Raw genomic sequence first — 26911 nt, forward strand, 5'->3', positions numbered from 1 at the left:
GGTTATGCTTTTGACCATTCAAAAATAGTCTTTTTTATCCTTTCTTTATCTGAAGTTGTCAAATTAGAACCTGAGGGAAGGACCAATCCTTTTTCAAATAGAACTTCTGCCACCCTTCCTCCATAATAGAGGGAATCCTTAAAAACTGGCTGCAGGTGCATCGGTTTCCATAGCGGCCGACTTTCTATATTGCATTTTTCCAAATGTAACTGCAAGGATTCCCTACCCTTGTTTTATTTTTCAGGGGTTACAAGAACAGTGCTTAACCAATGGTTACTTATAAAATCGGCATTGGGTTCTTCCAATAACATTATACCGGGCATTTCTTGAAACAGCTTTTTATAAAAGCGGTTCATATCCTGTCTTAACCCATCTTGTCTTTACCCAACGCGTTTATCCAGAACTTCCATTTGCCCACGGCCTATCCCTGCACTTATATTGCTCATACGATAATTATAGCCTATGACGCTATGTTGGTAATGGGGGGCATTATCCCTTGCTTGGGTTGACAAAAACAACGTTTTCTCCCTGGCTTGATGGTTGGGACATACCAAAGCCCCACCGCCGCTTGTCGTTATGATCTTATTATCGTTAAAGGAGAGCACCCCATATTCGCCAAAAGTGCCGCACTTTTTACCTTCATAGCTTGATCCCAGAGCCTCTGCGCTATCTTCAACAACGGGTATTCGATATTTGGAAGCCACTTTATAAACGGCATCCACCTCATACGGCATCCCATATAAATGTACGGCAATAATGGCTTTTGGCTTTTTCCCTTGGTTGATCCTATCCTTGATCGCTTCCTCTAAATATTGGGGCAAATATTCCAGGTTTTGGGTTCATTATCCACAAAAACCGGTTTGGCCTCAAGATAGGTAATAGGGTTTGCACTTCCGCAAAAAGTAAACGTTTGGCAGATCACCTCATCCCCTTGTGCTACGCCACAATGAATCAACGCCAGATGAATAGCGGCAGTACCTGTACTAAGTGCAGCAACTTCAACACCATCTTCTAAATATGTTTTTAAATCCCCTTCAAACCCATTTACATTAGGGCCCAAGGGTGCCACCCAATTGGTATCAAAGGCTTCTTTTACATATTTTTGCTCTTCCCCGGTCAAGTGGGGCGACGAAAGCCATATTTTTTTATTCATTATATTTATTTCTCCTGCTGAATATTTATTTGAATCCTATATTTTTTCCATCCTTTTTAAAAACAAGCTTCCGATATATCATTTGTTGTTAATGCTCTGAGCCCATCAAATAAAGGATTTAATAAATATTTTTGGTTTAAATCCAATTTACAAATGTCAATTGATTTTAAATCTTTCATTCTGTGGGTTGTCCCCTCAGTGGGTTTCTGAGAAATAGAGGATACTTCTTTTTTTAAAAGAGAATGGAATGCCTCCTTAAACACATCAAATTATAGTAATTTAATTTTCTTATACAAACTAGCTGCTGTATCAGATAAATCGATTTTAACTTCTTTTCTCAAAATAATATTACCCATATCAAGTTCTTTCGACATATAATGGAGTGAAGCGCCTGCAGGTGTATTTTTCAATATGGCCCAGGAAGGAGTATGCCATCCTTTATTATAAGGCAAATAAGAAGGGTGCAAATTTAAAAATTGGGAAGACGGGATTTTTATCAATTCTTCTGAAATTATATAAGGAAAATGAATGCCAAAAATATAATCTAGTTTTAACTTTTTAAGTAATTTAATAACCCCATTCTTTTTTGGAGATCCTTTAAAAACTTTTGAAGAAGGTAACTTGCTAATCTTAATTAATTCATTTATTTCCTGAGATTCTTCATTAGTAACCATCAATAATTCGGGATAATACCCCTTTGTTACAATAAATTCTAAAACCTTGACGCCTATATCCCTGTTTCCGGCAAATGCAAATTTAATAGATTATGAGTTATTATTATTTTCTATTAAATTATCAATTATTTTTTTTCGGATAAGGTAATTCTTGTTCAACTCTTTTATAAACAAATCTATCAGAAATAGAACATAACTTTTTTTCTTTTTCTTCAAATTGAATTAACCAAATTTCAAAGTGGTTTAAAACGATATTAATGTCCATATCAAAGTTAAAAAAATGTCCTTTCTTTAGTAAAAAATTTATTATTTTTTTATTCACGCTTGTAATTAACAAAGCATTTAAGTAGATTGGATCTTCTTTATAAGAATGATATAAAAAATTACTTCTATTAACTAAGAATTTTAATTTATTTTTCATTCATTACCCGTAAATTTTTTTACTGTACCTTGGTTGATATCATTTATACCTTCAGATTTAATAACCTTGAAAATTGTATAAAAAAGAATTTTAATATCTAATTTAAACGAAATATTATCAATATACCAAACATCATATTCGAATTTCTGTTTCCAACTAATGGCGTTCCTGCCATTTACCTGTGCCCAACCGGTAATACCGGGCCGTACTTCATTACGTCTAGCCTGATTTTTAGTATAAAGGGACAAATACTCCGGCAGCAAAGGTCTAGGACCTACGATGCTCATATCGCCTTTTAACACATTGAGTAATTGCGGGAGTTCGTCTACTGAAGATTTGCGCAGCAATTTTCCTAAACTTGTCAACCTCTCGGAATCAGGCAAAAGTTTTCCCTGGGCATCTCGTTTGTCTGTCATCGTTTTAAACTTAATAACCCTAAAAAGCTTTTCGTTTTGTCCTGGACGAAGTTGGAAAAAAAATGGGGCTCCATCGTTGACAAAATACAACCCGATAGTTGAAATAATCAAGATAGGACTTAATAAAGATATGAGCAGAAATGCTGCTAAAAAGTCTATTAATACTTTTATATGTTTTGTATAAGAAATCATAAGCTGTCAATAATATCAAGATATTCTTTTGCTAGCGTTTCGTAATATAAGTTATTAATTAGATACTCTTTTCCATTCATACCCATCTCATTTAATCTCATTTTGTCCATATTACTAAATTCTTCAAGAGATCCCGCTAATAATTCTATATTGTCCGAATCTATAAATTTTCCACAATTAGCTGTGTGCAGTTGACCAATTTTATTACCCGGCTTTAGGTACTTTATCAATTATACTAGAATAAAAATCAATTATTTTATTTTTTTCCATAGCCAACAGCCTTTCTTTTGCTGAATCGTCGATTATAAGATTATTCAATTGGTTAAAAAATTCAACACTTGAATTCTCGGTAAAGTCTTCTATAAACGCTCCTGCCTTATAACTATCGATAAAATCAAATAATACCGGGTTATTCTTATTAACAATAATCGGCAGACCCAAAAAATAGGATAAATACAACCTATTAGGTGCACAAAGCCTATTGTTAGTATAAGTAGGTAAATACATAACGATACTGGCACATCCCTTTTCCCAAAACAAAGGCAACACTTCATAATTAACATTACCTATAAAAAGGAATTTATCATCATGTAGCCCATTCTCCTTCTTAAATTTAATAAAGTCAGCTTCCGTACCTCCCAATAAAAGGATTACATAAGGATTGGGCAGTTCTTTGCTAATTTCGGCGAGTTTCTGCCTTCCTCTTTCTATCTCTAAACGTCCCTGATGAATTATAAATTTAGTTCCCTTTTTCTTTCGTTGTTCTAATTCATCCAATTTTGATTCAATCAACGCTGACGGGACCGTACTTGGATTAACATCAAAATATGGCAAGTTTAAAAAGTAAAATAGTTTATTCTTTAAGTGCAATTTTTTTTTCAAGTAAAGCATTCTCTCTTTATTTGCCATTATTACGGCATCAGAATTTTTTATAAAAAAATTCTCCAAAGCCCCCAGGATTTTATTTAAGAAAGAACCATTTTTATTTGGCACTTCATGATCATCATATATCAACCAAAATTTATTAGGATGCAGTAATCTGAATAATAGTACCGGTAGAATTATTGAAGAATCTTGCGCATGAATAATACGCGGCTTTAATTTATTCAATAATTTAAAAGCTTTAAAAGTAAATTCAAGTACAGTAAAAACTCTTAAAAACTTATTATGTCTAAATGTGCCATGAATTTGGTGTAATTTAACTGAATCATCAAAAGAAATGGTAACCTTTTTATCAGGAAATAAAATGAGATCAACTTCTAGATCCTTATTCCATTCTTTTAAAATCCTTAATTCATTTAAAATCCTTCCGTCTGTATTAATATCGGTCTTTACTATGAATACTATTTTGTTCATGAATTTTAGCTTTTGTTATCATAAAAATGATTGCGATAAATAAAATTGAATTCATACGCAATATAACATCAATGTTTAATGATGCAATTAGATATAAGATCAGAATAGTTTTGAAGAATAGATCATTTGAAAACGAATATAACAGCCTTAAAATCAGCATAGTCAATACAAGAGGTATGATGCCATATCTTAGTAGGAGTGTTAGCACAGATGTATCGGTGACTCTCATATCCCGCTCCTCTTCAAATGAATAACGTGGGGCCCAGGTAAATATTGGAATTTTGAAGGGCAATCCAATAACATAATATCCGGAAGCCAGTTTATCTTGCACGGCCGTGTATATTACCTCTCGGTTACCTTCGATGGTATTTTCAGCAATAGTTACTTCTCCTGTTAGTACTGAAAAGATTCTACTATCCATTTGACGTCTCATAGTGTCATTATTAAAATAGGCCCCAAAAAAAATCAGCAATACCAGAATGCCATAAAATGAAATTTTCAGAAACTTTTTTAAGTTGATTTTATTCCACAATAAATAGATGGTCTCCAGAAATAATAATGCTAATAAGGTTCTGTTAAAACTTAGAATAAGCGCAAATACACTCAAAATGGCAGTGATTTTAACCAACTTTCCCCTACTATACCAATTATTATTATCTTGAATTAATAGATACATTCCTATTAAACCGAATTGAAAGTTAGAATTGCCTAATCTTCCACTTCTTTCTTTCAATATATCAGCACCACTTTCCAAATTATAGTAAATTGGCAGATCAAAAACCAAAGACAGCACAGATATTATTACGGAAGCACTAATTGCAACTAATAACGTATTCCATACAATTCTAATATCGGCCCTTATCCCTTGGGCAATTAGAATTAAAGATGAAAATAAGGGCAATCCAATTCTTATGGTTTTAAATGCCTCTATAATTGATTGACCGTAAAAAAGATTTTTAACAACAACTTCAGTAAAAACAACTATTATAATCAATAAAAATATGTGTATTTTTAACCTATTGTTTTTGATTAATACTTTGTTCTTAGAATAACAGAATAGATTGATAATGGGCAATAAAATAAAGGCGAAATGATTAATACTTAATAACACCCCAGGCAATGGCAAATAGAAATTGCTATTCGTAGGTAAAAAAAAACCAATAAATAGAATTATATAAAATAGGCGATTGAAGAGTGAATGCATCTAAAAATTAAGTTTTATTTCAGAAATAGGAATTAGAATTTACTTTTTTGTATAGAATTAAACTATGCATAAAGATATTACCTATCAGATTTCAAATCCAAATTATTTAAAGGATGAATATTTTTTTAACTATAGAAGTAACGCCTAAAGTCTAATTGATCATCCCCTCCCTAAATTCATTATATAATTATATGTTGATTATAAAAACGAGTTCATAACCTTTTAATTACTTCCTGGATATTATTTTTTGTTTAATAATTGCAATATCTGTAAATGGAAGTCAGTCCTGGGGTATAATTCTTTTAGATTTCTCATGCACTTTAAATTATGCTCTATTTCACTTTTTGTCAAGTGAATCTTACCGGTTTCCAAATCATTTTTTAGGTCCTCTATCTCATATATATAAAGCCCCTCATTTTTAAACCACGTATAGGTAGTGTTTTTTTTATTTAGATAAATCTTAGCCCCTCTATGCAATGCACTCATTATATTACCAAGCGCGAATTGTCTATAGGTGTTATTGACAAAGGCAGCTACTAGTCCGTAAAAATCATTAAATTCATGCGGGGGCATAAAAGAATCTATTAAAGTAGCCTGTTCAATACCCCTCGCCTTTTCCCGTACTTTATCAGTATAGGCATTTTCCGCACCATAATTAAACAAAATTTTGATGTCTATCTTCTTATTCAGGTTACATGATTCTGCCAATTCCATAATATCCAAATGATTGTTGTAATTTGACCTGCTATTACCAAAAACCACTGTATTCTTTTTGGGATATTCCAATTCAAAATCAATCTCTTTGGTGAACTGTAATTTGTCTAAAGAAAGGGGGATTAACTTCGGCAGATGATTCCAATGTCTTATCAAATATTCGTACTCTTCTTTAAAAACACAGATAATTGCATCCGAACGCTTTATGGCCCTGTAAAACAACGTTTCATTTTGAAAAAGGAATGGAAAAATCCTTTTTACCTGGTCTTTAATTAATCTGGGTTTAAAAAAAGACCTGGATTTTGTACTGAGATATAAATGTAGTTTACGAGAATATAACTCAGTCCCAAAAAACCGCCAGACAATCTTAACTCTTTTATCAGCATGATTCACAATTAGGCTTTTGAAAACGTCTAAATTGTAAATGACAAGTATATCCGCCGTATTAACTATTGCTAAAATTTTGTTTAAATTCTCTGGATTAGGCTCAAAAAATAGGGCTTTGTTATGATATTCTTTATTTAATGAATTTTTGGCATCTAAAATTACCAATTCGTTAATAAAAAATTCACTCTCAAACCTTTCCGAATCATGTATGAATTTGTGGTCTGAATGAACATGAATAAGTTTTTTCATAGGACGTAATATTGTGCAACTTGCTATTTATCTATATAAAATATTAAACCTTAATTTAAAAATTTAGCTTTATTGCAGAGAGAAGGGTTAATACTTGATTCTTTTCAATGGCATTACCTAAATCATAAAGATTTTGACAATCAGATCTCAAACCTAAATTAGTTATGCGATCAATATTTTCCTTAAAGTAATTATCCTGAAAAGTCTTAAGGTCATTATTTGTGTTGTACCAATATTCCAAAGGATTCATATGATTTTTAGTTGATCCAGGGGGTAATTTCAAACCCAATTTTTGCAGTATGAGCGAAGGGAGTTTTTTTAATAGAATCGGTCTACCTTTGTAATTAATTGAAAAATTATTAGCAGAGGGTTTAGCATTAATTTTTTCCCATTTATAGTTTGCAGCTTCTGGATATTTTGATAAAATCCATTTAAAATAAATACGATGATTCATCCTATTTTTTAGAGGTATTGACATACAATATTCCATAAAATCCACATTATAAAAAGGTGACATGGTTTCAGTATTGATTTGTCCAATTTTTAGCCCTTCATTAATACCATTAAATCCTCTTTGATATATTATGGCCGATTCTAAATCCTCAAAAGTTTCGAAAGATGTGCTTGAGGAGTTTTTATTTTCCAGTGTCCTGGAAAATTTTCCTCCTAATGTTTTCAAATCATCTTTGTATAAACGTTTAATATAACTACCTATTATAGCACCTCCCAATTGCCCTGAATGGGATATTCCTAAGGTATCATAATTTAAATACTTAAAAATACTATTGCTATGGGCAAGTCCATAATACAAAGCATTACCTCCTGAGATCTTACTGATTTCATCAATGTCCATTAAAAAAGTACCATTATCCAGTGCCTTAAAAATCCACTCATGTTTTAAATCGGCGGCAATTTTTTTTGCAATTGTCTCATCCAAATAATCGCTTTGTGAAAAGGTTAGATTAAGTTGATCTACATACCCCATTTGATGTGCGACCCAGGAGACCATTCTAGATTCCATCCCTCCACTTAATGTGACTAAATGCTTGTATGAATATTCCCTATCCTTTTCAAATTGCAGACGAATAGCTTCCTTAAATTTTATATCCAGCGTTTCAATTATTTCATCTTCATCTACATTCCCTTCAAGTTTCGACTTAGGTAGTTTATAATAATTTATCGCTTCAACGCTGCCCTTTCGAATACAGAGATAATTTCCAGGCATAATTTTATGAATATCATCACACAATGTTTCATCCCCTAACATATAACCATAACTCAACAAATTATATGCAGATTCAATACTGAGACTATATGAAAGATTATTGTCCTTTAAAAAAGCGTATATTTCATTTATTACACTGGAAATAAAAAAGACTTTCCCTTTTTTATAATAATAAAGGGCTCTTGAACCAATGTGATCGGTAAAAACAATCCATTTATCCTCCTTTTTATCATAAAATGCACCGCAAAAACTTCCCCTGAACTTTTTGAAAAATTCATTTCCTTCTTTCAAATATAATTCTGTAATTGTCTCTTCCCAATTTAAGGATGGCTTTAATAGGGCTTTTTTATTTAAAATAACTCCTTTTAAAACAATTATATAATCATTTGTTTCTAAAAATAAATTATCATTTTCAAATTTATTATTAGTAAAATTGTTAAGTCTAATATCCTTATATTCTATGAAGTCAGGCTTATTGGTTTGAGTTTCTCTTGATTTACTAATTTTACCAATTGAACCTATTGAAATATTGAATCCTCTCATAAATTAAATTTAAAAATTATCTAAAATTCTTCTAGAAGAACGCTAAAGTATACTCTTTCAAGCTTACTTGACCATTTTCTTGATTAACAACTGATAATGCCGTACATATAACGCCAAATTTACAAATGTTGTCATAATAATTGCTATTGTAAATTTAAAAAACCTTCCTATCAAGTAAAAGTGAAACTAAAGAGTCCAAGATGTTCCATTTAAAATCTAAATCTGTGCTACCCTGTTGCGACTTCCAGATTACCTGCGCTTTCAACTATCATTTAAAGTAGGTTGCGAAATAATATAATTGTTATTTAACCATTTATATCTAAACACAATGACTACATAAAATAAAGGTTGAAATTCGACCTGAAGCTGTATCTATGTCATAAATAATATAATCAGAATAATTCCAAAGGTTTTAGCCCAAATATTTGCGCCTGCAATCATATTATAAGTCTGTACTTATTAAGAAGCTTATTAACATCTTCTATAGAATTAAACATCATAACATCGATTATGGAAAGGTCTGGGATAAAATTGCCATTAAACTGAGGATATGTTATTGCCTCAGATACTAAAAACTCTAATTTAATGCCTTGGTTTTCAAAACATTCTTTGTTGTATATCTTAGTTCCTCCAATAGGATTCAAATAAGTGTGACCGCCTAATTCCTTCGTTATATTTATCAGTCGAATTGATTTTTCCTGACCTTTTGTATGATTAAATGACACAGAAGAATATTTAAAATCCACGTTTAATTCCAAATACCTTGATACCGATTCTACTGAAGATGCCGCTAATCTATATAGGCTATCGATATCCGAATGGAATATCGATTCAATTATTGGAAAAACATCTGTATAAAAGGGTGCTTTTGCATAGGCTTGTTTAATAGTAAGAAGTATGCTATCGGGATATCCCTTGGTTTTCGTTGAAAGTCGTACTTCATTAATCAACTTATTTTGACTTTTTTTTTCGCATGGTACAATAATGTAATACTCCTCATTTTGAAGTAGAATTTTATTTCGATGGATAAAACCTCCCTTAATAAAATTTACGTCATCAGCAAAAATAAATACGTCAACCGCTTTCAATAATTGAAAATATCCCAAGTATGGGAATAGATACGGTTGCATCATAGCTACGCTCATTTCTTAATTGTTTTGTGCTCTTAATAACAGTCTACATATCATATCTACTTCTTCCAACGTAAGATTAAAGTATAGTGGCAAACAAAATACACGCTTAGAAATATCATCTGCCCATTTGAGTTGTTTTGATTCCAAATAAGGCAAGGAGGATGGTAAAGTCGGGTAAAAATAGCGTCTCCCGAATATTTCATTCAATTTAAGTAAATCAATACACTTTAGTAGTAACTCTTCATTATCAAAAACAATCGGATAATAGGCATAATTAGCCTTAGAATCTTTATGCCATAATGGCTTAATTGCTTTGAAAGTCTTTAATTTTTTGTTATAACGATCCGTCAACAATTTACGTTTATCATGTATGGCTTGAATATAATTAAAATTAGCCAAACCCATTGCAGCATGAAATTCTGAATTCTTACCATTAATTCCCAAATTATGAAACGTTTCGGGTCCGGAGTGCCCAAAATTACGCATATGAGCAATTTCTTTTAACAACTTTGCTTCCTTGGTTATCACCAAGCCACCCTCACCCGAGTGAAATAACTTGGTTGCATGTAAACTACATGTTGAAATATCACCAAAATTAAAAATAGAAGTACCGTTGACTTGAACCCCAAAGGCATGGGCAGCATCATATATTACTTTAAGCTTATATTTTTTCGCTATCTTTTCAATGGCCACCACATCGCATGGATTACCATATACATGAGTTGCCACAATGGCAGAAGTTTTCGCTGTGATAGCAGCTTCTATTTTAGTAGGATCTATGTTTAAGCTATTTGAATCTATATCTACAAAAACAGGCTTGCAATTTTCCCAAACAATACTGCTCGTAGTAGCCACATACGTAAACGGAGTGGTAATAATTTCACCTTTCAAATCCAAAGCTTTAATGGCCATTTGCAACGCTACCGTGCCATTGGTGACGAATAATAAATGATTAACATTAAGATACTCTTTCAGGCTCATTTCCAACTCACTCGCCAATGGCCCCATATTGGTTAGCCATCGACGTTTCCAAATACCATGCAATAAAATATCATAGTCTTCCTTGGGCGGTAAAAAGGGTAAGGTTACGGGTATCATAACTTGCGATTTTTTATAATTGTTAATAGATTATATAAAGGGCTTGCTTTAAAAAAGGAATTAATCAATAGATAAAAAGTAATTCCTATTAGTGAAGCAAAAGCTATTTGAACGATATTGCTATAGTCGATAAATAAATAAACTGAATAGTACATCAATAAAAAAGTAAGAATGGCTAATAGTAAAATTGGTAACATATCCAATAATTGGCGCTTCGTAGTATAATGTATTAATTTACTGCTGTAATATGTATTAATAAGCAAACTGATAAGGGAAACAACTACGCTACTCCAAACCAGGCCAATAACCCCAAATTGTAAACCAATTATTATACCAATAGCAAGGAATGATTTTTTAAATACTTCCAATTTTAAAAACAAGTCGCTTCTTCCATATACTTTTAACACGTTAACATTAAAAGCATGGATAGGGAATAACATGGCCGCCAAGCTTAATATTTGGAAATAGGGAACTGCAGCTAGCCATTCACTCCCTAGTATCAGGTCAAATAATGGTTCTGCTATAGCAGCTAACCCCAACATTAATGGAGCAATAACAAAAAAAGCTATACGTAGTAAACTCCTGAAAATTATTGACAATTTTGGCGTATCATCTTGCAATTGCGCTAACATTGGGTACGTAACTTTACCTACGATTTCAGTAATTGTTTGTGAAGGATATTGAGTAAATCGTTTCGCCCGTTCATAATAACCTAGTGTCTGCACTGGAAAAAATTTCCCTATAATAATATTATAGCTGTTTGCAAAAACTACACCCAGTAATCCCGATAGCATCAATTTGTAACCAAAATTATAATGGTATATTAGCTTTTCTTTCGAAAAGTTTAAGCCAGGTTTCCATGATCCCGTTATCCAAAGTAATAAAGATAGTATTATTTGTGTGGTCATATACATAGATACAATACTCCAAACACCATAATTATTATAGCCTAAGAAAAGGCCCACACTAACTCCAATAATTGTGCTCGGGGCATTTAACAGCATCATCCTTTTAAAACGCATTTCCTTATTTAATATCGCCAATTGTACTGCGGAAAAAGCTGATATAATAAATATTAAACAATAAATTCTAATTATATCTATAAGTACTACTTGTCCATAAAAAGAAGAAATATATGGTGCTGTAATAAACATGAGGGCGTACACCAGCAGACTAATGGCCATATTCATGTAAAATACCGTAGAAAAATCGGAATCATCTGCATTTTTTGTCCTAATAATTGAAGCAGACATTCCGCTATCGACTAAAGACGTACCAATTCCGATAAATACCGCGATCATTCCCATGAGACCAAAATCTATAGGCCCTAGCCAACGAGCTAAAAAGACCATCGTTACAAAGGAAAGTCCTTTTAAAAATAAAGCCTCAGCAAAACTCCATGCGACACCGGATATTGTTTTTTGTTTTAAGGACATTAATCCAACAAATTTTGAAGATAAGTGTAATATTCACCTTTTAATTTAAAAATCCTCTGTTTTAATTGTTTTTTATCTATCCATTTATAATTTAAAGCAATCTCCTCCAAACAGGCAATTTTTAGCCCTGTTCTTTTTTCAACAGCTTTCACAAACTCAGTTGCTTCGGTTAATGCCTCATGGGTGCCTGTATCTAACCAAGCGAAGCCCCGACTTAAAATTTCTAATTTTAATTGTTTCCGATCTAAATATTCCTGATTTATTGAAGTAATCTCCAACTCACCCCTATCACTGGGTTTTACATTCTTTGCAATCTTCACTACACTATTAGGGTAAAAATATAATCCAACAACAGCGTACTTTGACTTGGGAATTTCTGGCTTTTCCGCAATACTTAAAACGTCTTTATTTCGATTAAACTCCACCACGCCATAGCGTTCTGGGTCCGTAACATAATTACCGTAAATAACAGCTTTGTTTTCTTGTTTAACAATTTTAATCGCGTTTTTCAATAATTTTTGCAATCCAGACCCATAAAATACATTATCTCCAAGGATCAAAGAAACGTCATCATTACCAATAAAGTCCTCACCAATTATAAAAGCCTGTGCCAAACCATCCGGTGATGGTTGCTCAGCATACGATAATTGTATGCCAAATTGTTTACCAGACCCCAATAATTTTTTAAAATTTGGTAAATCCTGTGGAGTTGAAATTATTAATATCTCCTTAATCTCTGCAAGCATCAGGACCGATAATGGATAATAGATCATTGGCTTGTCGTAGATGGGCAGCAATTGCTTACTAACACTTAATGTTAATGGGTGTAATCGTGTCCCTGAACCTCCTGCTAATATTATCCCTTTCATGTTTTATTGGTATTGTAATTCATAATATTGTTGGTAGGCACCACTGGTCACGTTGTTTAACCAATCTTCATTCGCTAAGTACCAATCTATGGTCTTTGAGAGACCTTCTTCAAAGGTCACGGTCGGACTCCAACCTAAGTCCCTGTTAATTTTGGAGGCGTCAATGGCATAGCGTAGATCATGTCCGGGCCTGTCTTTAACATAGGTAATCAGTTGCTCACTGCCTCCTTTTTCACGACCCAGTTTTTCATCCATATGCTGGCAAAGCAACTTCACCAGATCAATATTTTTCCACTCGTTGAAGCCACCGATATTATATGTTTCCTTATTTATTCCTTTATGAAAAACAAGGTCGATCGCTATGGCATGATCAATCACATATAGCCAGTCTCGCGTATAATTTCCATCTCCGTAAACAGGCAATGGTCTATTATGAATAATATTATTTATAAACAAAGGTATTAGCTTTTCAGGAAATTGGTTTGCTCCGTAATTATTGGAGCAATTGGAAATAACATAAGGTATATTATAAGTTTCTCCATAAGCCCTTACAAAATGATCTGAACTGGCTTTAGAAGCAGAGTATGGTGAATTAGGATCATAAGGAGTTGTTTCCTCAAAGAAGCCCGTTTTCCCCAAGGATCCATAGACCTCATCTGTACTAATATGATAAAAACGCTTTCCTTTCCAGTTATCCTTCCATAATGCCCTAAATGCATTTAACAGCAACATTGTGCCTAAAATATTGGTTTTTGCGAAAGCCAAAGGATCGGTTATGGATCTGTCTACATGAGACTCCGCAGCTAAGTGAATTACTCCTTCAAAACGGTATTCTTTGAAAATAGTACTGACATAATCTTCATCTGTTATACTACCCCTAAGAAACGTATAATTTTCTTTTCCCTCAATGTCTATTAAATTTTCCAAATTTCCTGCATAGGTCAATGCATCCAAATTATAGATATGATATTCAGGATACTTATTGACCAATCTTCGAATAACATGGGAGCCAATAAAACCTGCACCTCCGGTTACTAATAAATTTTTACTTCGAATACTTTTATTAAACATTTACTGAGCAATTTAGAATAATAATATATCACTTTGGTGCTACGTTTAATTCTATATTTTCCTTTAAAATATGTGCCATATTATTGATTTAATACGCAGTTCCTATATTATGAGTCCTATTTTACATTCAACCTAAATTCCAGTTTTTAACCAAGAAGTTTCATGTTGAACAGCAATAATTAGAGTGGCTCATTACCAAAAAGTAGAAATGCCCCCTTTTATTATTAAGTGTTATAAGCAAGTTATTTTTACACTGCCATTTTTCTACAAAACTAATTTTATTTATAAAAAGTGGATTTCACAATTGTACTTTGACTGAAATTTACTACGAAGATATTGCTCTTAAAATAAACTATATTGTAAAATTCGATTAAATACACAAAAACAATATTATCTGCTTTTTTTTTGAAATTTATGCATTTTCGTATTAGGAATACACAACCTTTACTTGTAAAATCATCTAACCTGGGCTATGGCGGTAGTTATGGTTATGGCTATGGCAAATCAAGAAAAAAGTGGTGACGTCTCTAGTGTAATCAGTAAAAATTAGTGATAGTATTGTTTATTATTGGGATAATACTTTCCAATAAATTCGCTTTAATTTTTATTTCCTTCAAAGCTTCTAGTTGTTCCAGACGGTGAATGTCTGAGGCAATATAATCACATAGTCCATGATCTAATAGATATAGGGCCATCTTCTGTACTTCTGCCCCATAATAATCACTTAAGGATAGCAGGTTTAGTTGATATTGAACTCCTTTTTTTTTATACTGTGAATAGTTAGCTTTATTGGAATGCCAATATCCATAGCGCTCGGGATGTGCCAGAACAGGAAATAAGCCTTTTTTCATAACGCTTTGTATAGCATCATCAAAATTAATCGAAGCTTGCAAAAAAGACATTTCAACCAATAAATACTGCTTTCTCATAGGCATTACTTCGCCTCTTTCCAATATATCTTCAAAATTGTCGTCGATCATATGTTCGGCAGCGGCCTCAATGGAGATGTCTTTAAGATAGTTTGCTATCAATTCATTGGTCAACAGGTCCATAGAAGCCTCAATTGTTTCTTTGGTATTTGGGTATAAATTACTCATGATGTGAGGAGTGGCAACCAAGTTGGTTATCCCAAGCTCCTTAAAGCCGCGAATCAGGTCTATCGATTCCTGCACATTTTTAGCCCCATCATCTATTCCCGGAAGAATATGGTTGTGGATATCCACAAAATTCTGTAAATAATCCACGAGGAATTTTTTCTTACTAAAAATATGAAACATATAATACCATTATCAACACAAAAATAGTGTTTAATGCTTTAAATAGTACTATTCACTTCTACACTAATTAGGCCTACATATGTATACTATGCCAATTCTGTTGCCTAAGAAATCGCCGCCTGAGCCGCAGCTACGCGAGCAATAGGCACTCTAAATGGTGAACAGCTAACATAATTCATACCTGTCCGGTAGCAAAATTCAACTGAACTTGGTTCGCCACCATGTTCTCCACAAATACCTACCTTTAAATTAGGTTTTGTTATTCTACCCCTTTCTGTTCCCATTTTTACTAATTGTCCCACTCCTTCCTGATCCAGTACCTCAAAAGGGTCGGAGGTTAGTATTCCTTTTTTCAAATATATCCCAAGAAATGAACCTGCATCATCTCTGGAGTAACCATATGTCATTTGAGTAAGGTCATTCGTGCCAAAAGAAAAGAAATCAGCATTTTCGGCAATGCGATCTGCCATAAGTGCCGCCCGTGGAATTTCAATCATCGTTCCTACCAGGTATTCCACGCTATCTTCGCGCTCTTTGAATACCCTTTGAGCTGTTGATCTGATAACATGTTCCTGGGCAACAAACTCATTAACAGCACCTATAAGGGGAACCATTATTTCAGGAATTACCTCGATCCCCTTGGCTTTTAAATTTAACGCAGCTTCGATGATGGCCCGGGTCTGCATTTCCGTTATTTCCGGATAGGTATTACCCAATCTGCAACCTCTGTGACCAAGCATTGGGTTAAATTCATGAAGTTCCGACACTTTATTTTTTACAGCGGCAAGCGAAATATGAAGATCCTCTGCCAGTTCTTTTTGTGTGGCCAGTTGGTGCGGAACGAATTCATGTAATGGTGGATCGAGTAATCGTATGGTAACTGGTAACCCGTTCATAGCTTCAAAAATTCCTTCAAAATCTGATCGCTGCATTGGCAAGAGTTCCTTTAATGCCAGTTTTCTGCCCTTTACAGTATCAGCCAGAATCATTTCCCTCATAGCCCTGATCCTGTCTGCCTGAAAGAACATATGCTCGGTCCTTGTAAGACCAATACCCTCTGCTCCAAAACTACGAGCTGCTTTAGCGTCTTTGGGAGTGTCTGCATTGGTACGAACCTTCATGGTTCGGTACTTATCAGATAAGTCCATGATCTCGGCAAATTCCCCACTCAACTCGGGTTGCATGGTTGGCACTTTTCCTTCAATAATATTACCTGTAGTACCATTAATGGAGATCCAATCCCCCTCTTGATATTCCTTATCTTCAACTCGTAATATTCTTTTTTTATAATCAATTTTAAGCGCACCTGCGCCTGAAACACAACATTTACCCATGCCACGGGCTACAACCGCTGCGTGGGAAGTCATCCCACCCCTGGCGGTAAGGATACCTCTTGCAATGTTCATTCCTTCCAGATCCTCAGGGGAAGTTTCTATTCGGGTAAGTATGGTAAACTTATATTTATCTGCTTCGTCGGCGAAAAACACGATCTGACCGGTTGCTGCACCTGGAGAGGCAGGTAAACCTTGAGCAATAATATCATCTTTATTCAAGCGACTATGGTCAAATACAGGGTGGAGCAACTCATCCAGTTTGTTGGGTTCTATGCGCATTAAAGCCTCTTTTTCATCAATCTGGCCTTCTTTAATAAGATCAACGGCGATTTTTACCATGGCAGCCCCCGTTCTTTTACCATTTCTGGTTTGTAGAATCCAAAGTTTACCTTCCTGAATGGTAAATTCCATATCCTGCATATCACGATAATGTTTTTCCAGTTTTTCCTGGTAGCCATTCAGTTCCGAATAAATAGAGGGCATAAGTTCTTCTAGAGAAGGATAATCAGCAGCCCTATCAGCTTCTTTTACCTGTGCAAGTACTGCCCAGCGTTCTGAGCCTAATTTGGTTATTTGCTGAGGTGTTCTAACACCTGCTACTACATCTTCTCCCTGTGCATTTATCAGATATTCCCCATTAAAAACATTTTCACCTGTTCCTGCATCTCTTGTAAAACAAACCCCGGTTCCGGAATTCTCTCCCATGTTTCCATAAACCATGGCCTGAACATTTACGGCTGTTCCCCAGTCTGCCGGGTAACCATGCATTTTCCTGTAATAAATGGCTCTATTCCCGTTCCAACTATTAAATACAGCCATAATTGCACCCCATAGCTGATCCCATGGATCTAAAGGAAAATCGTGACCTGTTTGTTTTTTTACAGCATCTTTGAAGTCGTATACCAAATCCTGTAAATCCTGTACTGTAAATTGGGTATCTAATTCTATATCGCGTTTATCTTTAAGATGTTCCATGATTTCCTCAAAAGGATCAATGTCTTCCTTGGTTTCCGGTTTCATCCCAAGGACAACCCCACCATACATTTGTATAAAACGGCGATAAGAATCCCATGCAAAGCGTTCGTTTTTTGTTTTTTGGACCAAGCCGGGTATCACATCGTCATTTATCCCAAGATTTAAAACCGTATCCATCATACCTGGCATAGAAACACGAGCCCCGGAACGAACAGAAATTAGTAGGGGATTTTCAGGATCACCAAATTTGGCGCCCATAATTCCCTCAATATTTTTGATAGCCTGCTTAACTTCTTCCTTTATGTTTTGTATAACTTGATCCTTACCAAGTTCGTTATATTCTGTACAAACTTCTGTGGTAATAGTAAAACCGGGAGGTACGGGAATACCAATGGCGCTCATTTCAGCAAGATTGGCCCCTTTACCACCCAACAGGTTTTTCATTTTACTGTTTCCATCTGCTGTTTTATTTCCAAACCTGTAGACTCTTGTTTTTACTTCGGACATCGTTTCCATGGGAATATTCTTTTTAAATAGATTTCAACACCGAAAATAGGTCCATTTCAGCTTTGATTTTATGACATATATCATGTATATGGAAATAGCATCACTTATGTAATTAATGTTACAGAGTGGGGGAGGAAATTATAGAGCTAAAGGTCGTTTATCCGAATTAATGATTATTGAACGGAAATGTTTATACTGAGCATAGGGTTTGCTTATCTTGATTAAAACGTAAACAACATCTGAATTGAGTTCCAGGTTACATATTACCAATAGCGACCACCTTACCAATAGGCTAAAATCATTAGAACTTAAAGGCGATATTATCACATGGCGTGAAATGCTCTGTGAAGGAAAAACATTGACTAATGTAGGGAGTGAAACTTTTTGGAGGACCCGTTTCGAATTTCTGAATAAAAATTATAAAATTTCTAAAAAGTGGTTTATTGAGAAAACCTTAAAAGAATTCAAATCGCTTTGTAATCATAAACAAAAAGATAGGATAGTTCTCTGGTTTGATTACGATTTGTATAGCCAAATAAACATGCTGGCCGTAATAAGTTGGTTAAAGACACATCGCCCATATGCGCAAATTTCATTGGTAAGTAGTGGTGATGAAGATAAAACTAACAAAATATATCTGAATGAGTTAGCTAGCGAACAATTACTCGAGCACTTTGAAAACAGGACAGTACTTGAGCAAGATGATATTGTATACGCGGATTATATATGGCAACTCTATTGTAGTGACAATCCCATTAGATTAGAAACTCTCACGGATTATGAAAATTATCAATTTGATTATCTCTCAGAAGCAATAAAAATACATTTAAAACGCTTCCCTAGCATAAAAAACGGACTAAACGAACTCGAGAATCATATTCTAGAGCTTTCCTTGTCTAAAAAACCAAAATCAAAACGCGAATTATTACTTACAGTGCTCTCTGATAAAGGTATTTATGGTTTTGGTGATACACAATACGAGCGTATCATTTCATCTTTAAAACCCTTATACAGCACTTTTAATCCGGTAAGACTTTCTAAAAAAGGCAAGGAAATATTGGATGGTACAACAAGCTACTATTCCAAAATCCGGAACAATGAGGCCTATTTAGGGGGTGCATTAAAGTACAATTATCTTTTCAACACAGAATCGAGCAGAATTCTAAAATTATAGCTTGCAATTAAAGCCGTCTGGACTTTTTATTTGCCGATAATAGTATTTATCACTTTAGCTTATTAACTGATGATATTTCCTATATCATAATTTTTAGTTGAAGATCTTTAATGGATTGCACTGTGAGTCGATAATAACAGAGGACATCAAGCACGTTAAACGCAATTAGATCATTTACTTACAGTATTTTAAGGTCTTATTCCTATATTACATGATAAATAATCAAAATATAGAAGGTAAATTTATCAATAAATTATAAATGAGCACAGATAATAAAGTATTTCAGTTGCTAGGATTTGAACAAGATTGGGTATGTGTTCTAAACGACATTATTAGGTATAATTATAAAAAACCATTAAAAATAGAAGTCTTCCCCAATATTGTTATGGAAATTAAAGCCGCCGACAGATTGCAACCCATTTCCTTCGAGATTAAAAAGATGCAGGATATTAAAGTTACCTCACCAATATTATTTGGAGTGGGTGGTGCACGAAACAAATATAGAATACACAAAGATTTTTTACCCTATGTAAAGAATGAGGAATATTCCAACTTAATTGCTAAATCCTCTATTGTCAGCACAAGTAATATTTTAAGTAAGGCTGTATTTATAGATCATCTTTGCGTATTAAGTGCACAAACCTCCGTTGGATTTGGAGTACATATAAAGCGAGGTTCTCAAATCGGGCACCATAATACCATTGGAGACTTCACTGGTATTAATCCAGGGGTTGTAACTTCTGGAAATGTCAAAATAGGACGTGGCTGCGAAATAGGAGCGGGTGCTATTATAAACAATAATGTTACCGTTGGTGATAATACCTTTATTGGTATGGGAAGCGTTGTTACCAAAGATATTCCCGCAAATAGTATAGCCTATGGAAGTCCTTGTAAGGTAATAAGGCCAAATAATTTATGGAAAATATAATTATCTATATGCAAATAAATGAACTTCCATTAATTGTTACACTTTGTCGATATAATCCAATCAATCAAATTCCCTAGGTTTCCATACTCATCTTACCATTACTTTTTTGAATATAAATCCTACGATGGCGAAGATTCAATAATGGTTACCTACTTATCTAGTATTTTCTAAATTGTCCTTAGAATTAAAGATATTTTTTAAATCATCTAATCCTTCCCGCTCCGCCTTATTCGATATTTTATATCAGTTATCTTAAGTATTTGAGTAACAATACCAAAATTAAGGTTGCTGTCCGAAAAATGCAGTTTTATCGTTTTTTTTATCAGTCTATCGAGATGTCTGCAATAATTTGGATAATCGGAATACCTTTATTTTAATATTTAAAAGAACTGATTTTTAATTCAAGTTTTATTGATTATGATAGAATCAAAAGTGATATGTCCCGCGTGTAAAGAAAATAGTATTAATGAACGTTATCAAACCTACTGGAAGTGTAGTGCATGTGGTGAGAAATATTCTTGTGTAAGTGGCATCCCAAAGCTTTATGTAGAAGATTCTCTGGGTAAGTCAGATAAGGGACTTAGAGATAAAGTTTATCAATATATGGCATGGTTTTATAATTTTTGGAACCCTTTCTTCATGCTTCCAGCTAGACCAATAAAAATTTCTCTTAAATACTGGATCGTATATTTTTTATTAGTGTTTTCCTTTATTTTCCTAGCCTATAATTTGATAGATTTGATTGCTTATCGTGGCATTGATGATGTAAAGATCTATGATTTTATATTATTTGCGGCTTTGGCAATTTTCGTTTTTGTGTTTTCAAAACAACAGCGATATGCGTATTTGCTTTTGCTTGCTATTCCCATAAGAATAATACTTGCGATTCGGAAATTTGTGCCTAAAAAAAGCGTCTCTTCTGTTCACGATGAGTTTCTAAAAGAATATTTGGAGTCAGATAAAAGAATAAAAATGCTTGATATTGCCAGTGGTACTGGCAATGCACTATATAGACGTGGTTATATGAATCTGAATGCAGATTACACGGCAGTTGACCTTTCTGCGGGTATGATTGTACAAGGAAGGGATTTAATGAGTAAACAGAAGGCTCCTGTAGATTTCATTCTAGCTGATGCCACCAATCTTCCTTTTAAATCCGGGACATTTGATATTTGCACAAATTATGGGGCATTTAATGGATTTGCTGACACAAAAAGTGCTCTGAAGGAAATGATTAGAGTGACCAAAGAAGGTGGAAAAATCCTTATTTTTGATGAACAAGAGTATCCAGAGTCTACATGGTTAGAACATTTGTATTATAAAAAAGTGTTTGCCTGTTACAATACTCTTGCAGGAAGCCCTGTTGACTTGCTTCCGGAAGGACTTGAAGATATGCAGGTACATCAGCTGTATGAGTTTGTTTATGTTTTTACTGCCAGAAAGAGTTCGGAAGTCCGGAAAGAAAAAGAAAGAATTTTGAAGTATAGAAGGAAAGTGATATCAAAACAGGTTCATTCAAATTAATAATGGCAGTCTAAACCTAAATTGTTAGATAGTTTTTAACTACAAAAAAATTTCTAAATAATAATAAATCTATCGAAATTTGATTTGCTTTAAAATACAAAATATAACTATTATTGATAAGCAAGTAGTTATGATTTTGGGGTGCGATTAGAGTACATATCGACCTCAAAAGCCTAATTATCGTTGTAAAGGTTGTAAAATGGATTGAAGAATTTATAAGGAATATTTTAATCTCCCTTTATATCCAATATTCCACAAAGTAAGGCTGTCTCTATCCCTTTTTTATTGTTTCCGAAAATTTACGGGTCTGCTTCTGTTCGCACGTTTAGTTGTAAAGTTCCGGATGTCTTTTTGCCAAAGCCTAGCCCTGAAAAATTGTTGTTTGTGGATATTTGTTGTGGATAAATCCAAGCAGAAATAGAAATGGTGTCTTGTGAGGAAAGGTCTAAAATAGAACCACAGTTTATAAAATCATGGATTCCATCAAAAAAATAGGCTGAATTACTATTTCCAAATCTGTTAGCAGTTAAGGCAGCACCGTTGACTTGTCCATCGAAATTATTTGTAGAATTATCATTTGCATTGCCATTATAATGAATAATAGGCAATTAAGCTATCAGTTAAGGTAGATTGATTGATCTATGCTATTAATTGCTTGTTTTTTGTTTGGTTCTGCTTCGGTAACTTTATTTCTTTACTCCAATACTTGTGGTCAATACTTAATCCAGTCCTTTTTTCAAAACGATTTGTTCTATCTACCGTAAGTTGTAGATAAATAGATTCATTTTCAATCTTTCCTCTAAGTCGGTAATGTACCTTTCCAATAGGAATAACCTTATTATTATTACAAATTTATTGTATTTGTTTATCATTTTCAAAATAGTCCACACATTATTTCTATATTAATCCATAACTATCAATATCATTCAATTACTAAATATTATAAATAATAAGCTTATATATTGAGGTTATAGATGTTGTGGCATATTTAGAATAGGTTTTATGCAGTTGCGTATTGTAAAGGTCCGAGCCCCACCTCAACAAAGTGTAGATTTTCAGATAAAAGTGGACTGATTTAGCCTTTAAGTTAAGTGACAGTTTTGTTATCTTCAAGGCTAGCCTTGAAGATGGATTATTAACTTTAAAAGTTCACTTAAAATGGCAAAAAAGAAATCAACGGAATCAATTGTAAAAGACATTAAACGACAAACCCGCAGGAAATTCTCTTCGGAAGAAAAAATCAGGATTGTACTGGAAGGATTAAAAGGTGAATCTTCTGTGGCCACCATTTGTCGTCGGGAGGGTATTGCCCCTGCTTTGTATTACCGATGGAGCAAGGATTTTCTAGAAGCTGGCAAAAAGCGTCTTACGGGGGATACCATGCGAGAGGCAAATACGGATGAGGTAAAAGAGCTCAAGGGTGAGAACTCTGAGTTAAAGGAAGCAGTAGCTGAGCTATTGCTCCAGAACCGTGTACTTAAAAAAAGTACGACTGGCTTCGAGTAAAATGGAGAAAGTATATGCGTTTTACCCAACAAGAAAAGTACGAGATCATTAGACTTGTGGAAACTTCTGAAATTGGTGTTAACAGGACTTTGAAAGAAATAGGACTACATAAGAGCACTTTTTATAATTGGTATGGCAAATACCGAGAAGAAGGTTTTGATGGCCTGGCCCCTAGGCCCAGGGCCAGGAACACATATTGGAACAAGATTCCTGACAAGGTACATGCAGAGGTTATTGATATGGCACTGGAGTATCCAGAAGAATCCTCCAGAGGGGTTGCTTGTAAAATGATTGATGAGAAACGATATTACATCTCCGAGAGTAGTGTATACCGTATTTTAAAGGCAAATGGGCTTGTTACACAGCCTGCTTTCAATCTAATGGCGGCATCTAATGAGTTTAAGGATAAAACCACTAGGATACATCAAATGTGGCAGACAGATTTTACATATTTGAAGATTACGGGCTGGGGATGGTACTACCTCTCCACTATATTGGATGATTACAGCCGCTATATTGTGCATTGGGAGCTTTGCTCGACCATGCATGCCAAAGATGTCACCCGTACCATAGTGACCGCTCTACTCAAAGCAGGGCTGTCAAAAAAGCAACGACCAAAACTATTGTCAGATAATGGTCCTTGCTATATCAGTCAAGAATTAAAACAATTTATAAATGACAAAAACATGAAGCATATTAGGGGAAGACCATTGCACCCACAAACACAGGGAAAGATCGAACGGTATCACAGGTCGATGAAAAACATCATTAAACTGGAACATTATTATTTGCCACAAGAACTTGAACAAAGACTGGCAGAGTTTGTAAACTATTATAATAACCGAAGATATCATGAGTCACTTCGAAATGTGACACCATCGGATGTATATTTTGGAAGAGCAGATTCAATACTTGAACAAAGACAAATAACAAAAGAAAAAACAATGAAAAAACGAAGAAACACCCACGTAAAACAAATGTTAAATTTATAACTTAACTTTAAGCCAAGCTAGTCCACTTTCGTTTGACGACGTACACAACAAAGAACTTATCAATTGCGTAAAGGCTGAACGATTTATCTATCAATTTTAGGTTGGTCAGAAACTCTCCTTTATCCCATAGTGTGTCCCATTGTTCATCCTCTGGTAGTATATTATATCCATAGATGCCCATTAACTAAATATTTAGAGGCATCCCCTTATAAGAATCAATCTACATCTCGCATTTATGAAGTTCGTTCTTTGTGCTATCGACCTTAATTTGCAATTACTCGTTTTCTTTTTTTAATACTTCTAATTTTGGGTTGCTCTGACAGGAACTAAGGAGTATTATTATTATCAAATAACGCATTTTGAAAGTAAAGTTTTATGAAGTAGTAAATGTTAGAATTAAAAGGCTTATGTTCTAAATGACAATATAAGAAAAAGGTTATTAAAAGTGTAGTAGCCGATTGTGGACTTCAAAACTATCAAATTACAAAAAAATTGAAACGGGCAACAACCCTTGAATTTACTACTGTCTCGGCTATTATTTTTATCCATGTTATGGGCTGTAATTTGTTATTCATCAATATGTTCTGATTTAAGAATAGACATTATAATCTTATTTAAATAATGCCCATTCTTGTAAATACATTCTCTTAAAATTCCTTCTTTTTTAAATTTGCATTTTTCATACAGTTTTATTGCATTAGTATTGTCTTCTTGAACTTTTAGGAAAACTCTATTGAGATTTAGATTGTTAAAAGCGAACTCTATTGTTTTTATTGTTGCTTCTTTTGCATATCCTTTACCCTTGGCATTTTCTTCACCAATAAAAACAGCAAACTCAGCATTTCTATGGATTAAATTTATATCCTTCAGGAATGACATTCCAATTAAAGAATTGGTTTCTACTTCTTCTATTCCAAATGAAGTTAATGGCATATCAGAAGCAGATATTCTTGTTATCCATGTTTCTTCTTTTTCTTGGTTTATGAAAAAAGGATGACCAGAATAAAAATATCGCATATTTTCATTATTACGCCATGTCCAAGAGATTTTCGCATCTTCTTTTGTTAATGCTCTTAATTTGATTTTTTCTTTGTCAATTTTGCTCATGTAAGTTTCCTTTTTCAATTTTATATTATAGCCCATAACAATTGGATAAAGTTATTACCTATATCCCACTTATAAGAACTAAGATAATAATTCTTTGATTTTAACATAGTTTCAGCATGTCAGATACGTGTTTTTCTTGGCTGTTTTGGTAGATTTCATAAGACTGGTTTACTAAACAATCAAATATTCGTTTTAAGTTAAATCGCATACAGAAAAGGTGTAATCATATAAACCCTAAATCACCTGAATACTTATCCATACAATGCCCATGTTTAAAAACTCTCTTGCTTAAAATGTTGCTGGTACCAGGGGCAAGTTCGACCTCAACAAAGAATATATCTATGGCGTACAAGAATTACTTTGAATTACCTCATTGACTACTATATTACAAAATAAAAAATATATTAGAAGATTGAAATAATCGTTGAATCTAGCGATAAATAACCACTTTTAGTATGTTTCCTATGGCCTTTTTATAGTGGTTACTTTCCGATACAAAAATTGGCAAAAATATTCCCTAAAAGGTCATCGGTGGTGTTCTCTCCGGTAATCTCTCCAAAATGATAAAGCGCCTGCCGGATATCAATGGCCAATAGATCGCCAGATAAACCTTCCTGCAGCCCCAGCTGCACTTTTTTAATCTCCTCCAAGGCTTTTATTAATGCATCATAATGCCTGCTATTAGTCACAATAGTCTCATTATTTCTTAAAACCCCTGCATTGACATCATCCAAGAGCTTCGATTTGAGCTCTTCTATTCAAAGACCGGTTTTGGCAGAGAGTAGTTGGTATTCAACTTTCGTCCCCTATTTACTTTGATTTTGGTATCTTTTTCTTCGCTTCCATACCTGCAATTATTATACTTTAATCGATTTTTCCAACATCCTGACAGACAAATCTTTACCTCTTCATGATTTTGGCGTAATATTAACTATAGCGTTCTTTAAATGAAACATAAAGTAAGCTTCCAAAAGAGGTAGCCCCTAAAAAGAAACATTTAAAGAGTGTTTTTTTTACAACATTTCGGTATGCCTGAAAGTAAGGGCCTTGTATGACTTAACTTTTTGTCTGTAATCTATAGTCAGGCATTATATGATTAATTAGTCCTTTTACTTTAAGGATGACAAGATCTGAGTATTTTAAAAATAATGACCCATTAAACCTAATTAAAAAAAGCAAATTCTAATTCTTATTTCTGAAATAAAACTTAATTTTTAGATGCATTCACTCTTCAATCGTATATTTTATATAATTCTATTTATTGGGTTTTTTTTACCTACGAATGAAAAATCCTATTTGCCATTACCTGGGGTGCTATTAAGTATTAATGAGTTCGCGTTTCTTTTATTGCCCATTATCAATTTATTTTGTTATTCTCCGAATAATGTAATAATCAAAAACACTCGGTTAAAAAGAAACATTGTTTTATTGTTTATAGTACTTGTA

Annotated in this window: 20 protein-coding genes and 3 pseudogenes; 4 read left to right on the plus strand and 19 right to left on the minus strand. The window is 33.7% G+C overall.

The genetic code is table 11. From position 1 onward, the window contains the following. Nucleotides 1-2: 2 nt before the first annotated feature. The 15 genes and pseudogenes from ABJH90_RS17265 to ppdK form a co-directional block, all read right to left on the minus strand. A pseudogene (locus ABJH90_RS17265) lies at nt 3-1153 on the minus strand (DegT/DnrJ/EryC1/StrS family aminotransferase). Between the two features lie 269 nt (nt 1154-1422). Further along, the gene (locus ABJH90_RS17270; protein WP_348140401.1) at nt 1423-1827 is read right to left on the minus strand and encodes a formyltransferase family protein; all 405 of its coding nucleotides are present in this window, start codon (nt 1825-1827) and stop codon (nt 1423-1425) included. A 121-nt stretch (nt 1828-1948) separates the two neighbouring features. After that, nucleotides 1949-2248 carry a hypothetical protein gene (locus ABJH90_RS17275; protein ID WP_348140339.1) on the minus strand — a complete coding sequence of 100 codons (300 nt, stop codon included), beginning with the start codon at nt 2246-2248 and terminating at the stop codon, nt 1949-1951. Next, a complete protein-coding gene (locus tag ABJH90_RS17280) occupies nt 2245-2856 on the minus strand; it encodes a sugar transferase (RefSeq protein ID WP_348140341.1) in 612 nt (203 codons plus the stop codon). The genes ABJH90_RS17275 and ABJH90_RS17280 overlap by 4 nt, the downstream gene beginning before the upstream one ends. Nucleotides 2857-3060: 204 nt before the next feature. Beyond that, the gene (locus ABJH90_RS17285; protein WP_348140343.1) at nt 3061-4212 is read right to left on the minus strand and encodes a hypothetical protein; all 1152 of its coding nucleotides are present in this window, start codon (nt 4210-4212) and stop codon (nt 3061-3063) included. Further along, nucleotides 4175-5206: a hypothetical protein gene (locus ABJH90_RS17290; RefSeq protein WP_348140345.1), complete on the minus strand. Its 1032-nt coding sequence runs from the start codon at nt 5204-5206 to the stop codon at nt 4175-4177. Before ABJH90_RS17290 ends, ABJH90_RS17285 begins: the two co-directional genes overlap by 38 nt. Nucleotides 5207-5656: 450 nt before the next feature. Then, nucleotides 5657-6766 (minus strand): hypothetical protein, encoded by a 1110-nt coding sequence (locus ABJH90_RS17295; protein WP_348140347.1) that lies wholly within the window; start codon nt 6764-6766, stop codon nt 5657-5659. Between the two features lie 55 nt (nt 6767-6821). After that, nucleotides 6822-8534: a hypothetical protein gene (locus tag ABJH90_RS17300; RefSeq protein WP_348140349.1), complete on the minus strand. Its 1713-nt coding sequence runs from the start codon at nt 8532-8534 to the stop codon at nt 6822-6824. A gap of 437 nt (nt 8535-8971) precedes the next feature. After that, nucleotides 8972-9679, minus strand: coding sequence for a WbqC family protein (locus ABJH90_RS17305; protein ID WP_348140351.1), 708 nt, complete (start codon nt 9677-9679; stop codon nt 8972-8974). Nucleotides 9680-9682: 3 nt separating this feature from the next. Then, nucleotides 9683-10765, minus strand: a complete 1083-nt coding sequence (locus ABJH90_RS17310; protein WP_348140353.1) for a DegT/DnrJ/EryC1/StrS family aminotransferase — start codon at nt 10763-10765, stop codon at nt 9683-9685. Next, nucleotides 10762-12201: a lipopolysaccharide biosynthesis protein gene (locus ABJH90_RS17315; RefSeq protein ID WP_348140355.1), complete on the minus strand. Its 1440-nt coding sequence runs from the start codon at nt 12199-12201 to the stop codon at nt 10762-10764. Before ABJH90_RS17315 ends, ABJH90_RS17310 begins: the two co-directional genes overlap by 4 nt. Then, nucleotides 12201-13070: a glucose-1-phosphate thymidylyltransferase RfbA gene (gene rfbA, locus ABJH90_RS17320; protein WP_348140357.1), complete on the minus strand. Its 870-nt coding sequence runs from the start codon at nt 13068-13070 to the stop codon at nt 12201-12203. Before rfbA ends, ABJH90_RS17315 begins: the two co-directional genes overlap by 1 nt. Nucleotides 13071-13073: 3 nt before the next feature. After that, nucleotides 13074-14141 (minus strand): dTDP-glucose 4,6-dehydratase, encoded by a 1068-nt coding sequence (gene rfbB / locus ABJH90_RS17325; RefSeq protein ID WP_348140359.1) that lies wholly within the window; start codon nt 14139-14141, stop codon nt 13074-13076. A 536-nt stretch (nt 14142-14677) separates the two neighbouring features. Further along, entirely contained in the window at nt 14678-15418 is a 741-nt protein-coding gene (locus ABJH90_RS17330; RefSeq protein ID WP_348319785.1) for a CpsB/CapC family capsule biosynthesis tyrosine phosphatase, read from the minus strand. A 104-nt stretch (nt 15419-15522) separates the two neighbouring features. Continuing rightward, nucleotides 15523-18243 carry a pyruvate, phosphate dikinase gene (gene ppdK / locus ABJH90_RS17335; RefSeq protein ID WP_348140363.1) on the minus strand — a complete coding sequence of 907 codons (2721 nt, stop codon included), beginning with the start codon at nt 18241-18243 and terminating at the stop codon, nt 15523-15525. Nucleotides 18244-18478: 235 nt separating this feature from the next. On the opposite strand from ppdK, the gene ABJH90_RS17340 reads away from it, so the two are divergent. The 3 genes from ABJH90_RS17340 to ABJH90_RS17350 all read left to right on the plus strand — a co-directional run bounded on the left by ABJH90_RS17340 (nt 18479) and on the right by ABJH90_RS17350 (nt 21860). Further along, complete coding sequence (locus tag ABJH90_RS17340) at nt 18479-19408, plus strand: DUF1835 domain-containing protein (RefSeq protein WP_348140365.1); 930 nt, start codon at nt 18479-18481, stop codon at nt 19406-19408. Between the two features lie 259 nt (nt 19409-19667). Continuing rightward, on the plus strand, nt 19668-20336 hold the full coding sequence (locus ABJH90_RS17345) for an acetyltransferase (protein WP_348140367.1): 669 nt from the start codon (nt 19668-19670) through the stop codon (nt 20334-20336). A gap of 417 nt (nt 20337-20753) precedes the next feature. Then, nucleotides 20754-21860 carry a methyltransferase domain-containing protein gene (locus tag ABJH90_RS17350; protein ID WP_348140369.1) on the plus strand — a complete coding sequence of 369 codons (1107 nt, stop codon included), beginning with the start codon at nt 20754-20756 and terminating at the stop codon, nt 21858-21860. Nucleotides 21861-22159: 299 nt separating this feature from the next. Here ABJH90_RS17350 and ABJH90_RS17355 read toward each other — a convergent pair whose 3' ends face one another. Next, complete coding sequence (locus ABJH90_RS17355; RefSeq protein ID WP_348140371.1) at nt 22160-22468, minus strand: hypothetical protein; 309 nt, start codon at nt 22466-22468, stop codon at nt 22160-22162. 550 nt (nt 22469-23018) lie between these two features. Here ABJH90_RS17355 and ABJH90_RS17360 point away from each other — a divergent pair. Next, nucleotides 23019-24358: pseudogene (locus ABJH90_RS17360) on the plus strand (IS3 family transposase). Nucleotides 24359-24365: 7 nt separating this feature from the next. Here the strand turns inward: ABJH90_RS17360 and ABJH90_RS17365 are convergent. The 3 genes and pseudogenes from ABJH90_RS17365 to ABJH90_RS17375 all read right to left on the minus strand — a co-directional run. Further along, on the minus strand, nt 24366-24539 hold the full coding sequence (locus ABJH90_RS17365; protein ID WP_348140373.1) for a hypothetical protein: 174 nt from the start codon (nt 24537-24539) through the stop codon (nt 24366-24368). A gap of 386 nt (nt 24540-24925) precedes the next feature. After that, nucleotides 24926-25465 carry a GNAT family protein gene (locus tag ABJH90_RS17370; protein ID WP_348338125.1) on the minus strand — a complete coding sequence of 180 codons (540 nt, stop codon included), beginning with the start codon at nt 25463-25465 and terminating at the stop codon, nt 24926-24928. A gap of 482 nt (nt 25466-25947) precedes the next feature. Further along, nucleotides 25948-26250 (minus strand): annotated as a pseudogene (locus ABJH90_RS17375) (tRNA uridine-5-carboxymethylaminomethyl(34) synthesis GTPase MnmE); the annotation flags it as partial. Between the last annotated feature and the right edge of the window lie 661 nt (nt 26251-26911).

Origin of the sequence: Eudoraea sp., assembly GCF_039969275.1 — a bacterium.
Taxonomy (GTDB): Bacteria; Bacteroidota; Bacteroidia; order Flavobacteriales; family Flavobacteriaceae; genus Eudoraea.

What these genes read in the sequence shown, in the direction of transcription:
- ABJH90_RS17285 (WP_348140343.1), bottom strand. Translation starts at nt 4,212, where the DNA reads ATGAACAAAATAGTATTCATAGTAAAGACCGATATTAATACAGACGGA.
- ABJH90_RS17280 (WP_348140341.1), bottom strand. Translation starts at nt 2,856, where the DNA reads ATGATTTCTTATACAAAACATATAAAAGTATTAATAGACTTTTTAGCA.
- ABJH90_RS17275 (WP_348140339.1), bottom strand. Translation starts at nt 2,248, where the DNA reads ATGAAAAATAAATTAAAATTCTTAGTTAATAGAAGTAATTTTTTATAT.
- ABJH90_RS17300 (WP_348140349.1), bottom strand. Translation starts at nt 8,534, where the DNA reads ATGAGAGGATTCAATATTTCAATAGGTTCAATTGGTAAAATTAGTAAA.
- ABJH90_RS17350 (WP_348140369.1), top strand. Translation starts at nt 20,754, where the DNA reads ATGATAGAATCAAAAGTGATATGTCCCGCGTGTAAAGAAAATAGTATT.
- ABJH90_RS17315 (WP_348140355.1), bottom strand. Translation starts at nt 12,201, where the DNA reads ATGTCCTTAAAACAAAAAACAATATCCGGTGTCGCATGGAGTTTTGCT.
- ppdK (WP_348140363.1), bottom strand. Translation starts at nt 18,243, where the DNA reads ATGGAAACGATGTCCGAAGTAAAAACAAGAGTCTACAGGTTTGGAAAT.
- ABJH90_RS17365 (WP_348140373.1), bottom strand. Translation starts at nt 24,539, where the DNA reads ATGGGCATCTATGGATATAATATACTACCAGAGGATGAACAATGGGAC.
- ABJH90_RS17270 (WP_348140401.1), bottom strand. Translation starts at nt 1,827, where the DNA reads ATGGTTACTAATGAAGAATCTCAGGAAATAAATGAATTAATTAAGATT.
- ABJH90_RS17370 (WP_348338125.1), bottom strand. Translation starts at nt 25,465, where the DNA reads ATGAGCAAAATTGACAAAGAAAAAATCAAATTAAGAGCATTAACAAAA.
- ABJH90_RS17345 (WP_348140367.1), top strand. Translation starts at nt 19,668, where the DNA reads ATGAGCACAGATAATAAAGTATTTCAGTTGCTAGGATTTGAACAAGAT.
- ABJH90_RS17310 (WP_348140353.1), bottom strand. Translation starts at nt 10,765, where the DNA reads ATGATACCCGTAACCTTACCCTTTTTACCGCCCAAGGAAGACTATGAT.
- rfbB (WP_348140359.1), bottom strand. Translation starts at nt 14,141, where the DNA reads ATGTTTAATAAAAGTATTCGAAGTAAAAATTTATTAGTAACCGGAGGT.
- ABJH90_RS17330 (WP_348319785.1), bottom strand. Translation starts at nt 15,418, where the DNA reads ATGTTTCATATTTTTAGTAAGAAAAAATTCCTCGTGGATTATTTACAG.
- ABJH90_RS17305 (WP_348140351.1), bottom strand. Translation starts at nt 9,679, where the DNA reads ATGAGCGTAGCTATGATGCAACCGTATCTATTCCCATACTTGGGATAT.
- ABJH90_RS17295 (WP_348140347.1), bottom strand. Translation starts at nt 6,766, where the DNA reads ATGAAAAAACTTATTCATGTTCATTCAGACCACAAATTCATACATGAT.
- rfbA (WP_348140357.1), bottom strand. Translation starts at nt 13,070, where the DNA reads ATGAAAGGGATAATATTAGCAGGAGGTTCAGGGACACGATTACACCCA.